Origin of the sequence: Amnibacterium setariae, assembly GCF_003581425.1 — a bacterium.
Classification (GTDB): Bacteria; Actinomycetota; Actinomycetes; order Actinomycetales; family Microbacteriaceae; genus Amnibacterium; species Amnibacterium setariae.
The window spans coordinates 314,539-337,416 of record NZ_QXTG01000001.1 but is presented as its reverse complement, the minus strand read 5'-3'; the positions used below and the strand labels follow the sequence as shown (position 1 = coordinate 337,416).

Annotated in this window: 19 protein-coding genes; 9 read left to right on the top strand and 10 right to left on the bottom strand. The window is 74.1% G+C overall.

Annotated elements, in window-relative coordinates; all coding sequences use genetic code 11:
- Positions 1-18: 18 nt before the first annotated feature.
- Positions 19-831, top strand: coding sequence for an aldo/keto reductase (locus tag D1781_RS01725; RefSeq protein ID WP_119480557.1), 813 nt, complete (start codon positions 19-21; stop codon positions 829-831).
- 188 nt (positions 832-1,019) lie between these two features.
- On the opposite strand, the gene D1781_RS01720 is transcribed toward D1781_RS01725, so the two are convergent.
- The 6 genes from D1781_RS01720 to D1781_RS01695 all read right to left on the bottom strand — a co-directional run bounded on the left by D1781_RS01720 (position 1,020) and on the right by D1781_RS01695 (position 10,385).
- A complete protein-coding gene (locus tag D1781_RS01720; protein WP_119480556.1) occupies positions 1,020-1,562 on the bottom strand; it encodes a GNAT family N-acetyltransferase in 543 nt (180 codons plus the stop codon).
- Positions 1,559-3,439: a DNA helicase RecQ gene (recQ, locus tag D1781_RS01715; protein ID WP_119480555.1), complete on the bottom strand. Its 1,881-nt coding sequence runs from the start codon at positions 3,437-3,439 to the stop codon at positions 1,559-1,561. Before recQ ends, D1781_RS01720 begins: the two co-directional genes overlap by 4 nt.
- An 81-nt stretch (positions 3,440-3,520) precedes the next feature.
- On the bottom strand, positions 3,521-4,147 hold the full coding sequence (locus D1781_RS01710) for a DUF1684 domain-containing protein (RefSeq protein ID WP_119480554.1): 627 nt from the start codon (positions 4,145-4,147) through the stop codon (positions 3,521-3,523).
- Positions 4,144-6,117 carry a DEAD/DEAH box helicase gene (locus D1781_RS01705; RefSeq protein ID WP_119481675.1) on the bottom strand — a complete coding sequence of 658 codons (1,974 nt, stop codon included), beginning with the start codon at positions 6,115-6,117 and terminating at the stop codon, positions 4,144-4,146. Before D1781_RS01705 ends, D1781_RS01710 begins: the two co-directional genes overlap by 4 nt.
- Before the next feature lie 140 nt (positions 6,118-6,257).
- On the bottom strand, positions 6,258-7,025 hold the full coding sequence (locus tag D1781_RS01700) for an MBL fold metallo-hydrolase (protein WP_119480553.1): 768 nt from the start codon (positions 7,023-7,025) through the stop codon (positions 6,258-6,260).
- 183 nt (positions 7,026-7,208) lie between these two features.
- On the bottom strand, positions 7,209-10,385 hold the full coding sequence (locus D1781_RS01695) for an efflux RND transporter permease subunit (RefSeq protein ID WP_158589957.1): 3,177 nt from the start codon (positions 10,383-10,385) through the stop codon (positions 7,209-7,211).
- Positions 10,386-10,527: 142 nt separating this feature from the next.
- Between D1781_RS01695 and D1781_RS01690 the strand changes: the two genes are divergently transcribed.
- On the top strand, positions 10,528-12,576 hold the full coding sequence (locus tag D1781_RS01690; RefSeq protein WP_119480551.1) for an APC family permease: 2,049 nt from the start codon (positions 10,528-10,530) through the stop codon (positions 12,574-12,576).
- 111 nt (positions 12,577-12,687) lie between these two features.
- On the opposite strand, the gene D1781_RS01685 is transcribed toward D1781_RS01690, so the two are convergent.
- On the bottom strand, positions 12,688-13,884 hold the full coding sequence (locus D1781_RS01685; protein WP_119480550.1) for an FAD-dependent oxidoreductase: 1,197 nt from the start codon (positions 13,882-13,884) through the stop codon (positions 12,688-12,690).
- A gap of 134 nt (positions 13,885-14,018) precedes the next feature.
- Between D1781_RS01685 and D1781_RS01680 the strand changes: the two genes are divergently transcribed.
- The gene (locus D1781_RS01680) at positions 14,019-14,189 is read left to right on the top strand and encodes a DUF3073 domain-containing protein (RefSeq protein ID WP_119480549.1); all 171 of its coding nucleotides are present in this window, start codon (positions 14,019-14,021) and stop codon (positions 14,187-14,189) included.
- A gap of 76 nt (positions 14,190-14,265) precedes the next feature.
- Here D1781_RS01680 and purM read toward each other — a convergent pair whose 3' ends face one another.
- Positions 14,266-15,357 carry a phosphoribosylformylglycinamidine cyclo-ligase gene (gene purM / locus D1781_RS01675; protein ID WP_119480548.1) on the bottom strand — a complete coding sequence of 364 codons (1,092 nt, stop codon included), beginning with the start codon at positions 15,355-15,357 and terminating at the stop codon, positions 14,266-14,268.
- 88 nt (positions 15,358-15,445) lie between these two features.
- Between purM and purF the strand changes: the two genes are divergently transcribed.
- The 3 genes from purF (at position 15,446) to D1781_RS01660 (ending at position 19,074) form a co-directional block, all read left to right on the top strand.
- Complete coding sequence (gene purF, locus D1781_RS01670) at positions 15,446-16,915, top strand: amidophosphoribosyltransferase (RefSeq protein WP_119480547.1); 1,470 nt, start codon at positions 15,446-15,448, stop codon at positions 16,913-16,915.
- A 434-nt stretch (positions 16,916-17,349) separates the two neighbouring features.
- Positions 17,350-18,270: a cation diffusion facilitator family transporter gene (locus D1781_RS01665; protein ID WP_119480546.1), complete on the top strand. Its 921-nt coding sequence runs from the start codon at positions 17,350-17,352 to the stop codon at positions 18,268-18,270.
- A gap of 60 nt (positions 18,271-18,330) precedes the next feature.
- Positions 18,331-19,074 carry an alpha/beta fold hydrolase gene (locus D1781_RS01660; RefSeq protein ID WP_119481674.1) on the top strand — a complete coding sequence of 248 codons (744 nt, stop codon included), beginning with the start codon at positions 18,331-18,333 and terminating at the stop codon, positions 19,072-19,074.
- A gap of 5 nt (positions 19,075-19,079) precedes the next feature.
- On the opposite strand, the gene D1781_RS01655 is transcribed toward D1781_RS01660, so the two are convergent.
- Positions 19,080-19,457 (bottom strand): hypothetical protein, encoded by a 378-nt coding sequence (locus D1781_RS01655; RefSeq protein WP_119480545.1) that lies wholly within the window; start codon positions 19,455-19,457, stop codon positions 19,080-19,082.
- Complete coding sequence (locus D1781_RS01650; RefSeq protein WP_119480544.1) at positions 19,454-19,825, bottom strand: sterol carrier family protein; 372 nt, start codon at positions 19,823-19,825, stop codon at positions 19,454-19,456. Before D1781_RS01650 ends, D1781_RS01655 begins: the two co-directional genes overlap by 4 nt.
- Positions 19,826-19,865: 40 nt before the next feature.
- Here D1781_RS01650 and purD point away from each other — a divergent pair, with 40 nt between their 5' ends.
- From purD to D1781_RS01635, 3 genes are read left to right on the top strand one after another with little or no spacing between them, the layout of a single operon-like run.
- Positions 19,866-21,128 (top strand): phosphoribosylamine--glycine ligase, encoded by a 1,263-nt coding sequence (purD, locus tag D1781_RS01645; protein WP_119480543.1) that lies wholly within the window; start codon positions 19,866-19,868, stop codon positions 21,126-21,128.
- Positions 21,125-21,973 (top strand): phosphoribosylaminoimidazolesuccinocarboxamide synthase, encoded by an 849-nt coding sequence (locus D1781_RS01640; RefSeq protein ID WP_119480542.1) that lies wholly within the window; start codon positions 21,125-21,127, stop codon positions 21,971-21,973. The genes purD and D1781_RS01640 overlap by 4 nt, the downstream gene beginning before the upstream one ends.
- Before the next feature lie 37 nt (positions 21,974-22,010).
- Complete coding sequence (locus D1781_RS01635) at positions 22,011-22,874, top strand: VOC family protein (RefSeq protein WP_233550917.1); 864 nt, start codon at positions 22,011-22,013, stop codon at positions 22,872-22,874.
- Positions 22,875-22,878: the final 4 nt, after the last annotated feature.

The following is a 22,878-nucleotide window of genomic DNA, read 5'->3' as shown; positions in this document are numbered from 1 at the left end:
CGACGTAGCGTCGGCGGCATGTCCGCTCTGACCGACACCTTCACCATCGCCGGCGACGTCGCCATCCCGAAGATCGGGTTCGGCACCTGGCAGATCCCCGACGGGCCCGAGGCCTACGACTCCGTGCGCACCGCCCTCGACGCCGGCTACCGGCACATCGACACCGCGCTCGCCTACGGCAACGAGGAGAGCGTCGGCCGCGCGGTCCGCGACAGCGGCGTCGACCGCGACACGGTCTTCATCACCACGAAGCTGCCGGCCGAGATCAAGGACGCCGACGGCGCGCGCCGGGCGTTCGAGAAGTCGCAGCGGAGCCTCGACCTCGGCGTCGTCGACCTCTACCTGATCCACGCGCCCTGGCCGTGGAACGCGATCGGCACCGACCACCGCGAGAGCAACATCGAGGTCTGGAAGGTCTTCGAGGAGCTGTACGGCGACGGTCGCGCCCGCTCCATCGGCGTCTCGAACTTCTCCGTCGAGGACCTCGAGCACCTGACCGCCGCGACCGACGTGGTGCCGCACGCGAACCAGATCCGCTGGTTCGTCGGCAGCACGCAGGACGACGTGACCGCGTGGTGCCAGCAGCGCGGGGTGCTCGTCGAGGGCTACTCGCCGCTCGCGACCGGGCAGCTGCTCGAGGGCGGCGCGCTCGACGACATCGCGAAGCGCGTCGGCCGCACGCCCGCGCAGGTCGCGATCCGCTACCTGCTCGAGAAGGACGTGCTCCCGCTGCCGAAGTCGGTGACGCCGGAGCGCATCCGCGAGAACGCGGACGTCGACTTCACCCTCGACGCGGACGCGATCGCGGAGCTCGACGCCATCCGCGACTGAGGAACGGCCCCGCTGGTCGAGGTGCGAGCGCAGCGAGCCTCGAGACCACACCCCGGCGATCGCTCGGCATGGTCTCGACACGGGCGCGGAGCGCCCGGCTCAACCACCGCGGACGGCCTCCCCGCCGGTCGAGGTGCGAGCGCAGCGAGCCTCGAGACCACCCCGGACCCCGCGATCGCTCGGGGCGGTCAGGCGGCGGGGTTGCGGAGGCGGTAGAGGACGTGGCGGCGGAGGCGGCTGCCCTCGGCCAGGTTCGGGTGGTCGAAGTCCTCCGCGGGGTCGCGGGTCATGCCGATGCGGCGCATCACCGCCTGCGAGCGCTCGTTCGTCGTCGCGGTGAAGGAGACGACCTCGTCGAGGCCCAGGTCCTCGAAGGCGAAGGCCAGCACGCCGCGGGCGGCCTCGCTCGCGATCCCGCGGCCCCAGGCCTGCGTCGCGAGGCGCCACCCGATCTCCACGGCGGGCGTGAAGTGCGCGTCGAAGCCCGGCACGTTCAGGCCGACGAAGCCGAGGAAGCCCGGCGACCCGAGCTCCTCCACCGCCCACAGGCCCCAGCCGCGGCGCTCCAGGTCGGCGCCGACGCGGTCGACCATGCCGTCGGACTCGGTGCGCGTCAGCTGTGCGGGGAAGTGCTCCATGACGCGCGGGTCGGCGCCCATCGCGGCGAACGGCGCCTTGTCCTCCTCCCGCCAGTGCCGGAGCAGGACGCGGGACGTGCAGAACTCGGTCACTTCGCCAGTATGGCCAGCACGTCCTCGCCGTAGCGCTCGAGCTTCGCCGCGCCGATGCCGCTGATGCCCGAGAGCGCGGTCTCCGTCTGCGGCCGCTCGGTCGCGAGCGCGCGGAGGGTCGCGTCGCCGAACACGACGTAGGCGGGCACGCCCTGCTCCTTCGCCTGGTCCGCCCGCCAGGCGCGCAGCTCCTCGAACAGCTCGCGCGCACCCGCGTCGAGGTCCGCGGCGACCGGCGTCGCCCGCTTCGAGCCGGCGCCCGACGACGACCGCTCGAGGTCGTGCCGCAGCCGGACCGGGTGCTCCCCCTTCAGCACGGCCGGCCCGAGCGGGCCCAGCCCGAGGGTGCCGTAGTCGTCGGCGACCTGCGCGACCTCCTGGGCGATGAGCTGGCGGAGGACGCTGCGCCACGCGCGGTCGGAGAGGTCCGCGCCGATGCCGAACACGCTGAGCTCGTCGTGCCGGTGCTGCTCGACGCGCGGCGTGCGCTTGCCGCGGAGGATGTCGACGATCTGCCCGGCGCCGAACCGCTGGTTCCGCTCCCGCTGCAGCCGCACGATCGTGGACAGCAGCTTCTGCGCGGGCACGAGCCCGTCCCAGGTCTCGACCGGGTTGAGGCAGGTGTCGCAGTTGCCGCAGTCCTGGTCGGTCGGCTGGCCGAAGTACGCCAGGAGCATCCGGCGCCGGCAGCCGACGGTCTCGCAGAGCGCGAGCATCGCGTCGAGGTTCGCCGACTGCTTCCGCTTGTGGGCGGCGTCGCCGACGCTCTGGTCGATGAAGCGGCGCTGCTGCACGACGTCCTGCAGGCCGTAGGCGAGCCAGGCGGTCGAGGGCAGGCCGTCGCGGCCCGCGCGACCCGTCTCCTGGTAGTAGCCCTCCACCGACTTCGGCACGTCGATGTGCGCGACGAAGCGCACGTCGGGCTTGTCGATGCCCATGCCGAACGCGATCGTCGCGACGACGACCACGCCGTCGTCGCGGAGGAACCGCGACTGGTTGGCGGCCCGGATCCGCGGGTCGAGGCCCGCGTGGTACGGGATCGCGTCGACGCCGTGCTCGGCGAGCCAGGTCGCGGTCTGCTCGACCGAGTTGCGCGACAGCGCGTAGACGATTCCGGCGTCGCCGCGGTGCTCCTCCCGGATCAGCTTCAGCAGCTGCTGCTTCGGGTCGTCCTTCGGCACGATCCGGTACTGGATGTTGGGCCGGTCGAAGCTGGCGACGACGTGGGTCGCGCCCTCGAGGTGGAGGCGGGCGGTCAGCTCGCGGTGGGTCGCCTCGGTGGCCGTCGCCGTGAGCGCCATCGTCGGCACCCCCTGCCAGCGCCCGACGAGGTCCGCGAGCGCCAGGTAGTCGGGCCGGAAGTCGTGGCCCCACTGGGAGACGCAGTGGGCCTCGTCGATCGCGAAGACCGAGATGCCCGGCCCGGCGGCCACGCGGTCGAGCAGCGACCGCACCGAGCCGCCGGACAGGCGCTCCGGCGCGATGTAGACGAGGTCGACGTCGCCCGCGAGCAGCGCGCGCTCGACCTCGGCGCGCTCGTCCGGGCTCTGGGTCGAGTTCAGGAACTCCGCCCGCACGCCGACCGCGCGCAGGGCGTCGACCTGGTCGTGCATGAGCGCGATGAGCGGGGAGACGACGAGCCCCACGCCGCGGCGCACGAGGGCGGGCACCTGGTAGCAGAGCGACTTGCCCGCGCCGGTCGGCATGAGCACGACGGCGTCGCCGCCCGCCACGACCGCGTCGACGACTTCCTGCTGCCGGCCGCGGAACGACTCGTAGCCGAAGACGCGGTGGAGGACCTCGAGCGCGCTGCTCGTGCCCGCGGGCGAGGGCAGCACGTCGGTCACGGCGGGGAGGCTAGTCGTTCCCTCGGACATCCCCGCTCCTCCCGCCACACCCCGCTTCCGTTTCGAAGGAGTTCTCGCCGATCGCGGACGAGAACTCCTTCAAAAGGGAAGTCAGGGCTCGTCGTGGAAGGTGCGCTCGCCCGCCGGGACCGGGACGCGGAGGGTGTTGCCGGCCGGGGCGAGCGGGCACGCCCACTCCGGGTCGTAGGCGCAGGAGGGGTTGTACGCGAAGTTGAGGTCGAGGACGAACCGCGACCCGACGCGACCGAGGTCGGCGCCCTTCACCGTGTCGAGCAGGTAGCGGCCGCCGCCGTACGTGCCGCCGGGGCGACCCGCGGACGCGTCCTTGACGGGCACGAAGAACCCGCCGCCGTAGGAGCCGAGCCACCAGACGTCGAGCGAGCCGACGCCGTCGAGCCGGACGACGCCGACCCGGTCGAACGGCACGACGCCGTCGGTGCCGGTCGGCACGTCGAGGTGCGCGGGCTCCGCGTCCTCGAGCTCCGCCTCGAACGCCCAGTCCGGGTCGTAGGCGGGGACGTCGAGGCCGGTGAACCCGTCCCGGTCCTCCGGCAGCAGCGCGGTCGCGGGGTGGTGGCGGAACAGCGCGTCGCGGCCGGCCACCCACGTGCGGTGCGCGAGGGCGCGGTCGCGCGCGTACTCGGCGCGCACCTCCGCGTAGAGGTCGTGGGTGCGCTGCCGCCAGTCGGCGACGGCGAGCGCGCTCTCCCCGCTCACCGGTCGCCGCCGATCGCGGTCACCGGGTCGTCGCCCGGCTTCAGCACGACGAACGCCGCCTCGATGCCGGCGCGCTCGAGCAGCTCGGTGAAGCGGCGACGACGGCGCGCGGTGATGAGGGTGACGACCGTGCCGGAGGCGCCGGCCCGGCCGGTGCGGCCCGACCGGTGCAGGTACGTCTTGTAGTCCTCCGCGGAGTCGGCGTGCACGACGAGGCGCACGTCGTCGACGTGGATGCCGCGCGCGGCCACGTCGGTCGCGACGAGCGCGGACACCTTCCCCTCGCTGAAGCGGGCGAGGTTCCGGGTGCGGCGGCCCTGGTTCAGGTCGCCGTGCAGGCTCTCGGTCCGCACGCCCTGCGCGTCGAGCTCGTCCGCGAGCTCCTCCGCGAAGGCGCGGGTCCGCGCGAAGACGAGCGAGCGGTCGACGGAGGCGAGCAGCGCGGTCAGCACCGGCACCTTCTCCCCCTGCTCGATCACGAGCACGCGGTGGTCGGCCGTCGTCGAGCCCTCCGGGTCCGCGACCTCGTGCACGTCGGGGTCCGGGAGGAACTCGTCGACGAGCTGCGAGACGGCGGCGTCGAGCGTCGCCGAGAACAGCAGGCGCTGGCCGCCGGCGGGCACCCGGCGCAGGAGGCGCTGCATCGGCTCGAGGAAGCCGAGGTCCGCCATGTGGTCCGCCTCGTCGAGCACCGAGATCTCCACGGCCGACAGGTCGAGGCGGCCCTGCTCGAGCAGGTCCTCGATGCGGCCGGGGGTGCCGATCACGATGTCGACGCCCTTCGCGAGCGCGCCGACCTGGCGACCCTGCGGCACGCCGCCGACGATCTGCGTCGTGTAGAGGCCGACCGCCCGGGCGATGGGCTGCACCGTCCGGTCGATCTGCAGCGCGAGCTCCCGGGTCGGCGCGAGCACGAGCGCGCGCGGCGGGCGGCCCTGGCGGCGGCCCGTGCCGGTGCGGCCGGACTCGGCCCAGTTGCGGAGCAGGCGCTCGACGAGGGCCGCGCCGAACGCGATGGTCTTGCCGGAGCCGGTCCGCCCGCGGCCGAGCACGTTGCGCCCGCGGAGCGCCGCGGGGATCGTCGCGGCCTGGATCGGGAACGGCTCGGTGGCGCCGAGCTCCGCGAGCGCCTCGGTGATCCGCTCGCCGAGGCCGAGGTCGGCGAAGGTGCGGCCGGCGACCTGCTCCGCCGTCACGACCTCGCCCTGGAGGCGGTCGAGCACGACGTCCTCCGGGGCCTCGAAGCGCGGGGCGCGGTCGTCGCGGCCGCGCTGCGCCTGGCCGCGCTCGAACCGGCCGTCGCGGTCTTCACGGCGCGGCCGGTCGGGCCGATCGCCGCGCTGCGGACGCTCGAACCGGTCGTCGCGGCGCTGCGGACGCTCGAAGCGGTCCTCGCGATCCGGCCGCTCGAAGCGGTCGTCACGGCGCTGCGGACGCTCCTGCCGGTCGGCGCGGCGCGGTCGCTCGAAGCGGTCCTCGCGAGCCGGCCGCTCGTCGCGGGGGCTGCGGGCGGGGCGTCCGCCTCGGTCGTCGCGGGTCGGACGCCCGGCGCCTGCGCGGTCCGAGCGGAAGCCGCGGTCCTGGCGGTCCGGACGGGAGTCGCGGTCGGGGCGGAAGCCGCGGTCCTGCCGGTCGGCGCGGTCCTGGCGATCCGCGCGGTCGTACCGGTCGCCGCGGTCGCTCCGCTCACCGCGCTCGGGCCGACCGCCGCGCTCGGGGCGGTCGAAGCGCCGGTCGCCGGCCGGCTTGCCGTTCCGCGGGCCGGGGTACCAGTCGATCCCGCGCTTCTGGCGGCCGCCCTCCCGCGCCTCCTCGGCGCCGAAGCGCTCGGAGCGGCGGTCGGCTCGCGCGCCGCCCGAGCGGGCGGGCGCGGCTCCGCCGCGGGCGGACGAGCGCGTGGCGCGCTCCTCCGGGGTCCAGCGGCGCTTGGCGCCGTCGGGCGTGCGGTTGTTCCTGGGGCGTGCGGGCATGCGGAGGATCCGTTCGATCTGGGCGCTGCGCGCGTCGTGCGTCCGCAGCCGGCCGATGGAGCGCGTCGGATGCGACGCGCGGACGGCCGATGGACTCCACGAGAACGGTCCGGGCCGACCCTCCATGGTACCGCCGGGGATCAGTCCGGGCGGCCCGCGGTCCTCGCGGCCTCCACGGCCGCGACGGCGCCGCCTCGCCACGGGTCGCCGTGGCCCGGCAGCAGCACCCCGGCGCCGGTGGCCGCGAGGGCGTCGAGGGAGGCGAGCGCGAGCGGGATGTCCGCCGTCGCGGCGCCCGCCACGACCCGCGGGCCCGTGCGGGCGTTGTACGGGTCGAGGGTCACGAGCGCGTCGCCCGTGATCAGGGCGTCGCGGTCCGGCAGGTGGAGGGCGCAGTGCCCCCAGGTGTGGCCGGGGCTGAAGACGACGACCGGGGAGCCCGGCACGTCGAGCACGTCGCCCGGCGCGATCGACCGCACCCCCTCGACGCCGGGCACCGCGAGCGCGCCGGCGAGCAGCATCGAGCCGAGCAGCGGCAGGCCCGCCGGATGCGTGAGCGGGTAGGGCAGGCGCGGATCCTCGTGCGCGTAGTCGTACGGGTGGGCGGCGAGGTGGTGCTCGAGCGGGTGGCCGAGCACCGGGACGCCCCACTCCTCCTGCACCCGCCGCGCGACGCCGACGTGGTCGAAGTGGGCGTGGGTCAGCACGAGCGCCCGCACGTCGGCCGGTCGGCGGCCGATCGCGGCGAGCGCCCGCTGCAGCGGCTGCCACATCCGCGGCAGCCCGGCGTCGACGAGCGTCACCGCGTCGCCGTCCTCGATCAGGTACGCGCTCACCTCCGCGTGGGCGAGGCGGTGCACCCCCGGGGCCACGGAGCGGGTCAGGGTCGCGCGGGGCGGTCTGGACATCCCTCGACCGTATGGACGGCCCCTGCGAGCGCTCGGCATGCCGCCTCCACGTCGCGTGGGGGCGCCCTCGCCGAGCGATCGAGCAGGACCTCCTCGCTCGAGCAGGACCAGACAGCCCCTGAGGTCCTGCTGGAGCGTCCTCGTCCTGCTCGATCGCTCCCCGGTCGGGCGACGGCGCGGCGGCTAGGAGGCGGAGGCGGCGGCGCGGGCGGCCTTCGCCGGCTTCCCGCGGCGGGCCCGGCGGGCGTCGCGGCGCTCCCGCCGGCCCTCGATCAGGTAGTAGAGCGTCGGCAGCACGATCAGCGTCAGCACCGTGGAGGACACGAGGCCGCCGATCACCACGATCGCGAGCGGCTGCGAGATGAACCCGCCGTGCCCGGTGAGCCCGGAGGCCAGCGGGACGAGGGCGAAGATCGTCGCGAGCGCGGTCATGAGGATCGGGCGGAGGCGCCGGCTCGCGCCGTCGAGCACCGCGTCGCGCACGGACTCGCCCTTCTCCCGGTACTGCCGCACGAGGTCGATGAGCACGATCGCGTTCGTCACCACGACGCCGACGAGCATGATCAGGCCGATCACGGACGCGACGCCGAGCGGGATGCCGGAGACGAGCTGCAGCAGGATCGCGCCGGTCGCCGCGAACGGCACGGAGACGAGCAGCTCGAGCGGCTGCCGCAGGCTGCGGAACGTCGCGACCATGATCGTGTAGACGATCAGGATCGCGGCGAGCAGCGCGAGGAACAGCTGCGAGAACGCGTTCGTCTGGTCCGACGCGAGGCCGCCGATGGTCGCGGAGGCGCCCGCGGGCAGGCGCAGGCCGTCGACCGCCCGCTGCACCTCGGCGATCGCGGCACCCGTGTTCGTGCCGGCGGGGGTCGCGGTGACCGTGGCGCTGCGGGCGCCGTCGGTGCTCGTGACCGTCGCGGGCTCCCGGTCGAGCGCGACCGTCGCGAGCGAGGACAGCCGCTTCGTGCCGGTCGCCGTGCGGACCTCGAGGTCCTTCAGGTCCTGCAGCGTCGCCGGCCGGTCCTGCTGCTGCAGGTAGACGGTGATGCTGTCGTCGCCCACGGTGATCGAGCCGATGTCGGTCGGCTGCGTGCGCCCGGCGACGAGCTGCGCGAGCGCGGCCTCCGTCAGCCCCGCCTTCGCGGCCTTCTCCGCGTCGATCCGGACCGCGAGGTACTGCGACGTGGCGGACAGGTTGCTGGTCGCCTGCGCGACGGAGTCGAGGCTCCGCACCCGCTCGAGGATCCGGTCCGCCGCGGTCTGCAGCGCGTCCGTGTTCCCCGCCGTGATGTCGACCTCGATGTCGCTGGAGGCGCCGAAGCCCTGGCCGGAGCCGATCTGGAACTCGCCCTCCGAGCCGCCGAGCCGCGTGCGGATCGTCTTCTGCAGGGCGTCCTGGTCGACGTCCTCGGCCGTGGTCACGTTGTAGGTGATCTGCGACCCGGCGCCGCCGACGAAGGCGTCGCGGGCCGCGTTGCCGCTCGTGCCGATCGAGGCGCTGACGATCGCGACGCCGTCGATGCCCCGCAGCGTGCGGTCGACCCGACGGGCCTCGTCGGTCTGGTCGTCGAGGCTCGTGCCGTCCGCGACGGTCTGCGTGACGCTGAGCGTGTTCTGCCCGGTCGAGCCGAGGTAGTTCGTCTGCAGCCGCGGCACGAGCGCCACGGTGCCGCCGAGCACGAGCACCGCGACGAGCACCGTGATCCACGGGTGCGCGAGGGTGCCTGAGAGGATCGGGCGGTAGCCGCGCTGCAGCGGCGGGAGGCGCTTCGCGGACTCGCGCCGGCTGCGCCCGGGCCGGAGGAACCAGTAGGCGAGCACCGGCACGATCGTCAGCGCGACGAAGAGGCTGGCGGCGAGCGCGATCGTCACCGTGACGGCGAAGGGCCGGAACAGCTCGCCCGCGGTGTCGCCGACGAAGGCGATCGGCAGGAAGACGGCGACGGTCGTGGCGGTGGAGGCGGTGACCGCGCCGGCGACCTCCCTGACCGCCTCGAACACGCTCTTCCGCCGCGCGTCCGGCGTGATCCGCCGCCGGTCCTCGCGGTCGTTCGCGAAGCCGGGGAAGTCCTCCCGGAAGTGCCGCGCGATGTTCTCGGTGACGACGATCGAGTCGTCGACGACGCGGCCGACCGCGATCGTGATGGCGCCGAGCGTGAGGATGTTCAGCGAGTAGCCGGCCGCCTGCATCCCGATGAGCGTGATGAGCACGGAGGTCGGGATGCTGATCGCGGTGACCAGCGTCGCGCGGATGCTGAGCAGGAACAGCAGGATCACGACGACCGCGAAGAGGAGGCCGAGCCCGCCCTCCTGCAGCAGCGAGTCGATCGACTGCGTGATGAACGGCGCCTGGTCGAAGACGGGCGTGAAGGCGCCGCCCGACCCGAGTGCCGACCGCAGGCTCGGCAGCAGGTCGCCCACCTCCCGCGACACCTGCACCGTGTTCGCGTCCGGCAGCTTCGTGACGGAGATCGTGAGCGCCGGCTTGCCGTTCACGAGGGCGACCGTGGTGACGGGGTCCTTGCCCTCCGCCACCGTCGCGACGTCGCTGATCCGCGGCGGCCGGTTCAGCGTGCTCTTCCCGGTCGCGAGGCTCCGCGCGTTCCACTGCTGCTGCGTCACGCCGGAGAGGGGCAGGGCGCGGATGTCGGCGACGGAGCCGAGCTCCGAGCCGATCTCGATGGACCGCGTGCGGCCGTCCTGCGTGACGGTGCCGCCCGGCACGAGCGCCCCGGAGGCGCGGAGCGTGTCGGAGAGCACCGTGGGCTGCAGGCCGTGGTCCTCGAGCGCGTCCTTCGGGGTGATCGTGATGCGGTCGCCGGGCTCGCCCGCGAGGGTCGCGGCGCGGACCCCGTCGAGCTTCTCGATCTTCGGCAGCACGGAGTCGTTCACGCTGCGCGCGAGCTCGGTGGTGGAGGCGTCGCCGGTCACCGACAGCGCGACGATCGGCAGGTCGTCGAGGCTGCCGGCCACGACCTGCGGCTCGACGCCGTCCGGCAGCGAGGAGGAGAGGCCGTTGATCGCGGCGCTGATCTTCTGCTCGGCGTTGTCGAGGTCCGTCCCGTAGGCGAACCCGATGCTCACCGTCGAGCTGCCGGTGCTCGAGGTCGAGGAGGTGTCCTCGACGCCGCGGATGCCGCGCACGGCCTGCTCGATCGGGCGGCTGACCCGCTCGCTCACGATCTCCGGGGACGCGCCCCGGTAGGTGGACACGACGGCCAGCTGAGGCAGCGTGATCGAGGGGATCAGCTCCTGCCGCAGGCCCGTCGTGGCGAGCACGCCGAAGAACGCGGCGACCACGGTGATCAGCGCGATCAGCGCCCGGTTGCGGAGGCTGAAGGCGGCGAAGAGCTGCACGCCCCGATTATCGCTGACCGATCGGTCAAGGAGGGGCGCTGCGGCGCGCCGTGCACCGCGGGGACGGACCCGTTTGACACGCCCGGCGCTCCGAGTACTCTGCCGACTCGTGACTTCGGCGCCCGAGGACGACGGCCGCGGCATGAAACGCCTGATCCTGGGCGAAAAGCTGCCGTCGCACAAGCTGGACGACCAGCTGCTCCCGAAGCACCTCGCGCTGCCGATCTTCGCCTCGGACCCGCTCTCCTCGGTCGCCTACGCGCCGCAGGAGCTGTTGCTGATCCTGCTGCTCGGCGGCACCGCGTTCCTCGCATTCGCCCCCTGGGTGGCGGCGGTCGTCGTGCTGCTGCTCGCGGTCGTCGTGCTGTCCTACCGCCAGCTGATCAAGGCGTACCCCTCCGGCGGCGGCGACTACGAGGTCGCGCAGAAGAACCTCGGCGAGCGGCCCGCGCTGGTCGTCGCCTCCGCGCTCCTCGTCGACTACATCCTCACCGTGTCGGTGTCCGTCGCCTCCGGCGTCGACAACATCATCTCGGCGCTGCCGCAGCTCGCGGGCGTGCGGGTGGAGATGGCGCTCGCGATCGTGGTGCTGCTGGCGGGCGTGAACCTGCGCGGGGTGCGGGAGTCGAGCAAGGCGTTCGCGCTGCCCACCTACGTCTTCATCGCGGGCGTCGCGCTCATGGTCGTCGTGGCGCTCGTCCGCACGGCGCTCGGGCAGCCGCCGGTCGCGGAGAGCGCCGCCTACTCCGTGCAGGCGGACCAGGTGACGCAGGCGGGGCTCGTGCTGCTCGTGCTGCGGGCGTTCGCCAGCGGCTGCTCGGCGCTCACCGGCGTCGAGGCGATCGCGAACGGCGTGCCCGCCTTCCGCCGCCCGAAGGTGCGGAACGCGCAGAAGACCCTGACCGCGATGGGGCTCATCGCGATCTGCCTGTTCGTCGGCCTCCTCGCCGTCGCGCTCATCGCGCGGGTGCACTACGCGGAGGACCCCTGCTCGCTGATCGGCCTCGAGGCCTGCGCGAGCTCGCCGCAGCCGAGCCTGATGGCGCAGGTCGCCGGCGCCACCTTCGGCGCGACGTCGCCCCTCTTCTACCTCGTGCAGGCGGCGACGGCCCTCGTCCTGCTGCTCGCCGCGAACACCGCCTTCAACGGCTTCCCGCTGCTCGGCAGCGTGCTCGCGCGGGACGGCTACGCGCCGAAGTCGCTGTCGACCCGCGGCGACCGCCTCATCTTCAGCAACGGCGTCATCGTGCTGTCGCTGGTCGCCGGGCTGCTGCTGCTCGTCTACCAGGCGAGCGTCACGAACCTGATCCAGCTGTACATCATCGGCGTCTTCGTCTCGTTCACCCTCGGGCAGACGGGGATGGTGCGGCACTGGATCCGGCTGCTGCGCCGCGGCGCCCCCGGCCGGGCCGGCACGGTTCGCAGCCTCGTCATCAACCTCGTCGGCGCGACGATGACCGCGACGGTGCTCGTGATCGTCACGATCACGAAGTTCACCCACGGCGCATGGCTGGTCTTCGTGATCATGCCGATCCTCTGGTTCCTGATGCTCGGCGTGAACCGGTACTACCGCGACGTCGAGAAGGAGATCGAGGTCGACCCGCACACGACCTTCGGCGCGAAGGGCGACCACGCGATCGTGCTGGTCGGCCGGATGCAGAAGCCCGCGCTGAAGGCGCTCGACTACGCGATCGCCGCGAAGCACGACTCGCTCGAGGCCGTGCACGTCTCGATCGACGACGCGGCGACGAAGAAGCTCGAGGACGAGTGGGCGCTGATGAACATCTCGGTGCCGCTGACCGTCGTCCCCTCCCCCTACCGCGACATCTCCGTGCCGCTCATCAAGTACGTGAAGGCGCACCGCGCGACCCACGGCTCGGAGGTCGTGACGATCTACACGCCCGTCTACGTCGTCGGGCACTGGTGGGAGCAGCTGCTGCACAACCACAAGGCGCGGCGGATCCGGCAGAAGCTGATGCTCGTGCACGGCGTGACCCTGGCGCTCGTGCCGTGGCTGCTCGACTCCTCGCAGCTGATCTACGGCCGCCGCTCCCGCCCGATCCCCGGCCAGGACCGCCGCGGCGAGCCGGTCCGCCCGCGGATGCCCGTCCGCCGGCACGTGAAGGACGGCGCCCCCGCCGCCCTCCCGACGGAGCCGATCGAGCGCGAGCCCGACCTCACCCCCCGCTGACCCTTCGCGGATCCGCAATTCCTCCGCGACACGCCGTGCTCACGCAGCCTGGACGCGGCGTGTCGCCCCGGTTCTGCGGATCCGCGGCAGCAGTGCGGATCCGCGAAGGGGTCAGGCGTCGGTGAAGAAGCGGGCCATCAGCTGGGCGACGTGGTCCTCCGGCTCGGGCGGCGGCACCTCGAGGACCTGCGTCGTCGGGCCCGGCACCGCGTCGATCGGCGCGGTCGTGGTGTCGCCGAGCGCCGCGAAGACCTGCCGTGCGAGGGTGCGGCCGGCGCGGTTCGCCCCGATCGTGCTCGCGGTCGGGCCGTAGCCGGCGAAGAAGATCCGCGGGTCGCGCTCCGCCGCGCCGCTCGTCACCTGCACGCCGCCCGCCTTCTCGTGGAGGCGGAGGGGGCTGAGGTGGCGGATGTCGGGCCGGAAGCCGGTCGCCCACACGATCGCGTCGATGCGCTCGCGCGACCCGTCCGGCCAGACGACCGCCTCCCGCTCGAGGTGGTCGAACATCGGCCGGGGCGACAGCACGCCGCGCTCGATCGCCGCCGCGATGCGCCGCGTCTTCGGCACGCCGGTGCCCGACACGATCGACGGCAGGGCCCGGCCCTGCTTCGCCGCGTCGTCCTGCTGGTTCACGGCGGTGACCGCGGCCTCGAGGTCGAGGGTCCCCTGGTCGAGGTAGTCGACCGGGCGCCGCGTCGCCCAGAACGTCTTCGCGGCGACGCCCTCGAGCTCGAGGAGGAAGCCGATGGCGGAGGTGCCGCCGCCGACCACGAGCACCCGGAGGCCCGCGAAGTCCGCGGCGTCCCGGTAGGTCGCGGTGTGCACCTGGCGGCCCGAGAACTCGCGGACGCCCGGGTAGTACGGCACGAAGGGCGCGCCCCACGTGCCGGTCGCGTTGACGACGGTCCGCGTGACGATCTCGCCGACCGTGGTCCGCACGACGAGCTCGGCCCCGCGGTCGAACACCGCGGCGACCGTGACCGGCCGCCGCACGTCGAGCCCGTAGAAGCGCTCGTAGTGGCCGTAGTACTCGCCGACGACGTCCCGAGCCGGGCGGCTCCGGTCGGCGGTCTCGAAGGTGATGCCGGCGCGACGCATGCCGGGGAGGTCATGCACGCGGTGCGCGGAGCCGAGGCGCAGGGCCGCCCATCGCTGCTGCCAGGCGCCGCCCGGGCCGGGTCCCCGGTCGACGACGACCTGGTCCACGCCGCTGCGGACGCCGAGCCGCTGCAGGTAGTAGGCGACGGAGAGCCCCGCCTGACCTGCCCCGATGACGACCACGTCGGTGCGAGCGGGCACTGCGACCACGGCGATCCCCCTCCCCTGGCGCGAGCGCCGGGCACCATCCTGCCAGGGAGGCGCGTGTTACGATGAGCGCCAGTTTTCGCATTTCCGCCGCGACATCCACCCGATGCGGCGATGACTACGTGAGGGGGTCACGCATGGGGCGAGGCCGTCAGAAGGCGAAGCACACGAAGATCGCCCGGGAGCTGAAGTACTTCAGCCCGGACACGAACTACAACGCGCTCGAGGCCGAGATCGGATCCCACTCCACCGAGGCGCACGCCGGCTGGTCCGAGGAGGACTTCGCCGAGGAGGACTCGCACCGCTGAACCGCGCCGGTCGCTCCCGCGAGGAGGCGGCCGGTCGTCCGTGCTCACGGGCGGTTCCGCATGCCGCGGAGCGGGGTCAGCGCGCGTAGGCCCCCACGAGCCGCACGGCACCGCCGTCGACGCCCTTCGCCCCCTGCACCGAGCCCTCCGGCGCGTCGCCCGTCGCGACCGCGCCGGCCCGCCAGGTGCGGATGCCCGCGGCGGTGAGGGCGGAGGCGATGCGGTCCGCCGCGGCGTCCTCGACGACGGCGAACATGCCGACCCCGAGGTTCCAGGCGCCCTCGACCTCCTCGAGCGGGAAGCCGCCGAGCTCCGCGAGCACGGTGAAGACCGGCGCGGGCGTCCACGTCGAGCGGTCCACGTCGACGGTGCTGCCCCGCGGCAGCACGCGCGCGAGGTTCGCCGCGAGCCCGCCGCCCGTCACGTGGCCGAGCGCGTGCACGGCGTCGCCGTCCGGACCGTCGAGCACGTCGAGCAGCGCAGCCGTGTAGAGCCGCGTCGGCTCGAGCAGCGCCTCGCCGAGCGAGGTGCCGTAGTCCGCGATGCGGGTGTCGTACCGGAGGCCGGCGTCGCGGACGATCCGCCGGACCAGGGAGTACCCGTTGCTGTGCAGGCCCGAGGACGCGAGCGCGAGCACGGCGTCGCCCTGCCGCACCCGGTCCGCACCGAGCAGGCGGTCCGCCTCGACCACGCCCACGGCCGCACCGGCCACGTCGTAGTCGTCCGGCGCCATCAGGTCGGGGTGCTCCGCGGTCTCGCCGCCGACGAGCGCGGTCCGCGTGGCCGCGCAGGCGCGGGCGACGCCGTCGACGATCGCGGCGATGCGCTCGGGCACGACCCGCCCGCAGGCGATGTAGTCCGTCATGAAGAGCGGCGCCGCGCCGACCACGACGATGTCGTCGACCACCATCCCGACGAGGTCCTGACCGATCGTGTCGTGCTTGCCGAGCGCCTGCGCGATGGCGATCTTCGTGCCGACGCCGTCGGTCGACGTCGCGAGGACCGGCTTCCGGTAGCGGGTGAGCGCGGACGCGTCCCACAGCCCGGCGAAGCCGCCGACGCCGCCGAGGACCTGCGGCCCGTGCGTCGCCGCGACCGAGCGCTTCATCAGCTCGACGGCCGTGTCGCCGGCCACGGTGTCGACGCCCGAGGCCGCGTACCGGTCCACCGGACCCGCCGCGTTCCGACCGGCCGTCGCCGGATGGGAGGATGGCGGCTGCACCACTCGAGCCTAGGCCAGGGGGATCTCCACCCGAATGTGCGGCATCGTCGGCGTCTCCGCCGCCCAGCCGGTCAACCAGCTCATCTACGACAGCCTGCTGCTGCTGCAGCACCGCGGTCAGGATTCGACTGGGATCACGACCGATGAGAACGGCTCCTTCCACATGGTGAAGGTGAAGGGTCAGGTCCGGGAGGCCTACCGCACCCGCGACATGCGGACGCTGCTCGGCAGCACGGGCCTCGGCCACGTGCGGTATGCGACCCGCGGGTCCGCGGCCAGCGAGCAGGAGGCGCAGCCCTTCTACGTGAACGCGCCGTACGGCATCGTGCTCGTGCACAACGGCAACCTCACGAACACCCGCGAGCTGACGGCGGACCTGTTCCACGTCGACCGCCGGCACCTCAACACGGACTCGGACACCGAGCTGCTCGTGAACGTGCTCGCGAACGAGCTGCAGGCGCAGGTCTCCGGCCCCGAGCTCGACCCGGACCACGTGTTCACGGCGGTCCGCCGCGTGCACGAGCGGGTGGAGGGCTCCTACGCCGCGATCGCACTGATCGCCGGCCGCGGCCTGCTCGCCTTCCGCGACCCGTTCGGGATCCGCCCCCTCACCCTCGGCCGCCGCACCGCGGACCACCTGCCCGGCGTGCAGCGAGACGAGTGGATGGTCGCCTCCGAGTCACTCGTGCTCGAGGCGAACGGCTACGAGGTCGTGCGCGACATCGCCCCCGGCGAGGCCGCGTTCATCACCCCCGACGGCGAGCTGCACCTGCAGCAGTGCGCCGAGGACCCGCGTCTCGTGCCGTGCTCGTTCGAGTACGTCTACCTCGCGCGGCCGGACTCGACGATGTCGGGCATTTCCGTCTACGAGGCGCGGCTGCGCCTCGGCGACCGCCTCGCCGACACCGTCGCGAAGTACACGCCGTTCGGCGACGTCGACGTCGTGATGCCGATCCCGGACTCCGCCCGCCCCTCGGCGATGCAGCTCGCGCAGCGGCTGGGCGTCACGTACCGCGAGGGGTTCTACAAGAACCGCTACGTCGGCCGGACGTTCATCATGCCGGGGCAGGCGGTGCGCCAGAAGAGCGTGCGCCAGAAGCTGAACGCCCTCGGCTCGGAGTTCAAGGGCAAGAACATCCTCATCGTCGACGACTCGATCGTGCGGGGCACCACCAGCGCGCAGATCGTCGAGATGGCCCGTGCGGCCGGCGCGAACAAGGTGACGTTCGCGTCCGCGGCCCCGCCCGTCCGCTTCCCGCACGTCTACGGGATCAACATGCCGACGCGCCGCGAGCTCGTCGCCGCCGGGCGCAAGATCCCGGAGATCGCCCGCGAGATCGGTGCCGACCACCTCATCTACCAGGAGGTCGACGACATGCGGGACGCGATCCTGCAGGGCTCCGACGTCACCGAGCTCGAGATGAGCTGCTTCACCGGCGACTACGTCACGGGGACCGTCAGCGACGAGTACCTGCAGTGGGTGGAGGCCAACCAGCTGTCCTGAGGCGGATCCGCTCCTCGCTGTCACCCGTTCTGGGGACGAGAAAGACGGGGACAGACAGGTCGTTCTGTCCTCGTCCGGTGGTATGGTGATCTCGGCGGCACCCACCGCCGAACTACCCGAACGACCGACTCGGTCCCGATCGCCCTTCCCCCGGGGCGGCGGGAACGGCAGGACCGGACTTCCCCCGCGAGGTCCTGCACGGTCTCCCGGATGACGACGCCGGGCAGCGACTCCCCCGCACTGGCTGCCCGGCGTCGGTCCTGCCGCTGTGGTCTCGAGGCTCGCTCCGCTCGCACCTCGACCAGCGGAGCGGGGCACCTCCTCCCCGATGATCGAGGTGCGAGCGCCGGCGAGCCTCGAGATCACCACCGGCGCGCTCGAGATCACCCGCTCCTGCAGCGCCCCCGGGGGCGGATCTGGCGCAGACTGGGGGCATGCACGAGCACGGGCACGACCACGCGCACGGCGCGGGCGCGCCCGCTCGCGTGCTCGCCGTCGTGTTCGGCATCACCGTCGCGCTGCTCGTCGTCGAGGTCGTCGGCGCCGTCGTCACCGGCAGCCTCGCGCTGCTCGTCGACGCGGCCCACGTGCTCACCGACGTCGTCGGCCTCGGGCTCGCCCTCGTCGCCGCACGGCTCGCCACCCGCAGCGCCACCGCCCGCCGCACCTACGGGTGGGCGCGCGCGGAGGTGCTCGGCGCCGCCGCGCAGGCCGCCGTCCTGCTCGGGGTCGGCGTCTTCGTCGTGATCGAGGCGATCCGCCGCTTCGCCGAGCCGACCGAGGTGCCCGGACCCGCGCTGCTCGTGTTCGGCGGGCTCGGGCTCGTCGGCAACCTCGTCTCCCTCGCGCTCCTGCGCCGGGCCGGGGGTGCGGACCTCAACAGCCGCGCCGCGCTGCTCGAGGTCCTGAACGACGCGCTCGGCTCGGTCGGCGTCCTCGTCGCGGGCCTCGTCATCGCGCTCGCCGGCTGGACGCGCGCCGACGCGGTCGCGGCGCTGCTCGTCGGCGCGCTGATCGTGCCCCGCACCCTCCTGCTGCTCCGCGACGCGCTCGAGGTGCTGCTCGAGTCCGTGCCCCGCGGGCTGGACCTGGAGGACGTCCGCCGCCACCTGCTGCAGCAGGAGCACGTGCTCGCGGTGCACGACCTGCACGCCACCCGCGTCTCCTCCTCCCTGCCCGTGCTCTCCGCGCACGTGGTCGTCGACGCCGCCTGCTTCCGCAACGGCACCGCGCCGGCCGTCCTCGACGCGCTGCAGCACTGCGTTGCCGGCCACTTCCCGGTCTCGCTGACCCACTCGACGTTCCAGCTCGAGCCCCCCGCGCACACGGCGCACGAGGCGGGCACGCACGCCTGACGGGTGCGGGAGGATCGCGGGGTGAGCCTGCTGCCGCCCGCCGCCGACCCGAAGCGGGTGATGGCGCCGGACGGCGTGCCGCTCGCGACCTACGACCTCGGCGACCCCGACGCCCCCGTCGTCGTCGCGGTCCACGGGTTCGCCTCCTCCGCGTACGCGAACTGGGTCGCGACCGGCTGGGTGCGGGAGCTGAACCGCGCCGGGTTCCGGGTGCTCGCCCTCGACCAGCGCGGGCACGGGAGCAGCGGCAAGCCGCACGACCCCGCCGCGTACTCGATGGCGACGCTGGTCGACGACGTGCGGACCGTGCTCGACACGTACCTCGTCGACGAGGCCGCGTACGTCGGGTACTCGCTCGGCGCCCGCGTCGGCTGGCACGCGCTGCTCGGCGGCGCCCACGTGATCCCCCGCGCGGTGCTCGGCGGCATCCCCGACGGCGACCCGCTCACCCGCTTCCGGGTCGACGCGGCCCGGGCCTACATCGCGGACGGCACGCCGGTCGGCGACCGGCTCACCGAGGCGTACCTGTCGATGGCGGAGGGGATCCCCGGCAACGACCTCGCCGCGCTCGTCGCGCTGGTGGAGGGGATGCGCGGCGGCGAGCAGCCCGACCCGGCGGACCCGCCGCAGCAGCCGGTGCTCTTCGCCGCCGGCGGCGAGGACCCCATCGCGCCCGCGTCCCAGCGCCTCGCCGCCGCCGCGCCGCACGGGGAGTTCCTGCTCATCGAGGGACGGAACCACTTCAACGCCCCGACGGCGCGGGCGTTCCGGACCGGCGCCCTCGCCTTCCTCGAGCGGACCTGAGGGCGTCAGTCACCGATCGGGCGGTCGCTCTCGGAGGGACCGTCCAGCACCGCCTCGTCCTGCGCCGGCCCGTCCTGCATCGCACCGTCCTGCGCGGCGACGGGCGCGGGCGGCTCGATGCGCTCGGCCTCGACGGTCCGCGCACGGCGCTCCGCGATCCGGTCGAGCACGATCGCGACGACGCCGGCGAGCAGCGCGCCGAGCGGCGCGAGCAGCAGCGAGAGGAAGCCGATCGCCTGCCCGGTCGAGATGTCGCCGCTGTCGGGGGTGACGTTCACCGCGACGATCGCGCCGAGCACACCGAGGGCCGCGCCGAGCAGCAGGAAGACGCCGATCCGGGGGCTGCGGCGCACGCGGACGGTGCGGCGCTGCGGGTCGCTCATCGCGTCACCTGCGGGCGCCACACGGGCAGGCGGCCCGTCAGGTCCGCGCGCGAGCCGGACGCCTGCACCGAGCCGGCCTCCACGGCATCGCTCCAGCCGCGCCGGCCGGTCGCGAGCGGCAGCCAGACGTCCGCCGCCATCTCGACGACGTTCGGCGGGGTCCCCCGGGTGTGCTTCAGCCCCTCGATGCACTGCACCGCGCCGAACGGCGGCACCCGCACCTCGACGGCGCCGCCGGGGTAGCGCTCGGCGAGCAGCTGCAGCAGGTAGCGGACGGCGGTCGCGGTCACCGGGCGGTCCGCGTCGCCCGCGAGCGCCGCGGCGACCGCCTGGTCGCCCTCGCCGTCCGGGATCCGCGCTCTCGCCACGGACGGAAACGGTACGCGGCCGCGCCGATAGATTGGCGCGGTGCGGATCCTGATCGTCGGCTCCGGCGCCCGCGAGCACGCGATCGTCCGAGCGCTCGCCGCGGAGGACGCCGGTCACGACCTCGTGGCGGCCCCGGGCAACGCGGGCATCGGCGCCCTCGCCCGGCTCGAACCGGTCGAGGCGACCGACCCCGGCGCCGTCGTCGCCCTCGCCGACGCGGTCGGCGCCGAGCTCGTGGTGATCGGCCCGGAGGCGCCGCTCGTCGCCGGCGTCGCGGACGCGCTGCGCGAGCGAGGCGTGCCGGTCTTCGGCCCCGGTCGCGAGGCGGCCGCGCTCGAGGGCAGCAAGGCCTTCGCGAAGCGGATCATGGCCGCCGCGGGCGTGCCCACCGGCCGCGCGGTCGACGTGCTCACCGCGGACGGGCTCGACGCCGCGCTCGACGCGACCGGCTCCCCGTACGTCGTCAAGGCGGACGGGCTCGCGGCCGGCAAGGGCGTGCTCGTGACGGAGGACCGCGACGCCGCCCGGTCCCACGCGCTCCGCTGGCTCGAGGCCGGCCCCGTGCTGGTCGAGGAGTTCCTCACCGGCCGCGAGGTCTCCCTCTTCTTCGTCAGCGACGGCACGACGGTGCTGCCGCTCAGCCCCGCGCAGGACTTCAAGCGCCTGCTGGACGGCGACGCCGGCCCGAACACCGGCGGCATGGGCGCCTACTCCCCGCTGCCCTGGCTCGCCGAGGCGTTCGGCGGCGAGGACGCGTTCGTCGCCCAGGTGCAGGAGACGGTGGCGCAGCCCGTCGTCTCGCGGCTCGCGCAGGAGGGCACGCCCTTCGTCGGTCTGCTCTACTGCGGTCTCGTCGTCGACGGCACGAGCGTGCGGGTGATCGAGTTCAACGCGCGCTTCGGCGACCCCGAGACGCAGGTGGTCCTGCCGCGGCTCGCCTCCCCGCTCAGCGCGCTGCTGCACGGCGCGGCCGCCGGCTCCCTCGAGGGCGTCGCGGAGCCGGCGTTCCGGCCCGACGCCGCGGTCGGCGTGGTCGTCGCCGCGGCCGGCTACCCGGAGGCGCCCCGCACCGGGGACCCGCTGACCGGCATCGACGACGCGGACGCCCTGCCCGCCGTGCACGTGGACCACGCCGCGACCGCGCGGCAGGGCGGGGACCTCGTCGCGACCGGCGGGCGGGTGCTGACCGTCGTCGGCCTCGGCGCGGACGTCGCCACGGCCCGCGCCGCCGCCTACGAGGGCGTCGACCGCATCGACCTGCCCGGCGGGCAGCACCGCACCGACATCGCGAGGGACGCATGAGCGACGAGCTGCCCGGCTTCACCTTCCTCACCGCGGGCAAGGTCCGCGACCTCTACGCGCCGGAGGGGCACGACGACCTGCTCCTGCTCGTCGCGAACGACCGGGTGAGCGCGTTCGACCAGGTGCTGTCCCGGCCGATCCCCGGCCGGGCCGCGCTGCTCACCCGGCTCACCCGCTGGTGGTTCGCGCAGCTGGCGGACGTCCCGAACCACCTCGCGGACGCGGACGTCGCTGTGCCGGAGGCGGTCGCCGACCGCGCCATGCTCGTCCGGCGCCTCCGCATGCATCCCGTGGAATGCGTCGTCCGCGGGTACGTGACGGGCAGCGGCTACGCCGAGTACCGGCGCACCGGCTCGATCAGCGGCCTGCCGCTGCCGGAAGGGCTGCAGGACGGCGACCGCCTGCCCGAGCCGATCTTCACCCCCGCCTACAAGGCCGAGCTCGGCGCGCACGACGAGAACATCCCGTTCGAGACGGTGGTCGACCTCGTCGGCGCGGAGACGGCGGAGGCGCTGCGGAGCACCTCGCTGCGGATCTTCGCCGAGGCGAGCGCGATCGCCGACGCGAAGGGCGTGATCCTCGCCGACACGAAGTTCGAGTTCGGCGACGACGCCGAGGGCGGGCTCGTGCTGGCGGACGAGGTGCTGACCCCCGACTCCAGCCGCTTCTGGGACGCCGCCGCGTACGCGTCCGGCCGTCGCGGCGTCGGCTTCGACAAGCAGATCGTGCGCGACTGGCTCGCCGCGCACTGGGACGGCGAGGGCGCCGCGCCGGACCTGCCCGACGAGGTCGTGCAGCGGACCGCGGACCGCTACCGCGAGCTGGTGGAGCTCCTCACCGCCTGAGGCACGGCTCCCTTGGTTGACGCGTCATACTTCTCGCATGACCGACGTGCTCGCCCCCGCGACGCTCATGGGCGCCGTCACGCTCGACGTCGCCGACCTCGATGCGACGACCCGCTACTACGTGGACGGGATCGGGCTCGACGTGCTCGCGACCGCGCCCGGCGAGGTGACCGTCGGCCGCGGCCGCACCGCGTCCCTCGTGCTGCGGCACGCGCCGGCGCTGAGGGCCGCGTCGAGCTCCGCGGCCGGGCTCTTCCACACCGCCGTCCTGTTCGACTCGCAGGCCGCGCTGGCCGCGGCCGTGCTCTCCGTGGCGACCCGGTACCCGGGCTCGTTCACCGGGTCGAGCGACCACCTCGTGTCCCAGGCGTTCTACTTCGACGACCCGGAGGGCAACGGCGTCGAGCTCTACTGGGACCGGCCCCGCGCGGGCTGGCGGTGGGACGGCGCGACCGTCCGGATGGGGACGCTGCCGCTCGACCCGGACGCCTTCCTCCGCGAGCACGTGCAGGACGGCCCAGCGCCCCTCGGCCGCGCCGAGGTGGGGCACGTGCACCTCAAGGTCGGGGACGTCGAGACGGCCCGCGCGTTCTACGTCGACGTCGTGGGCTTCGAGACGACCGCGCGGTTCGGCGAGCAGGCGCTGTTCGTCTCCGCCGGCGGCTACCACCACCACGTCGGGATGAACACGTGGCGCAGCCGCGGTGCGGGGCCGCGGACCCCGGCGCTCGGTCTCGGCCAGGTGACGCTCCGCCTGCCGGACGCGGACGCGATCGGCGCCCTCGGCGATCGCCTCCGCGTCGCGCGGGTGCCCGTGCAGGACGACGGCCGCGAGGTCGTCTTCGCCGACCCCTGGGGCAACGTGGTCCGCGCCGCCGTGGAGGCCGAGCGGGATCGGTAGGCTT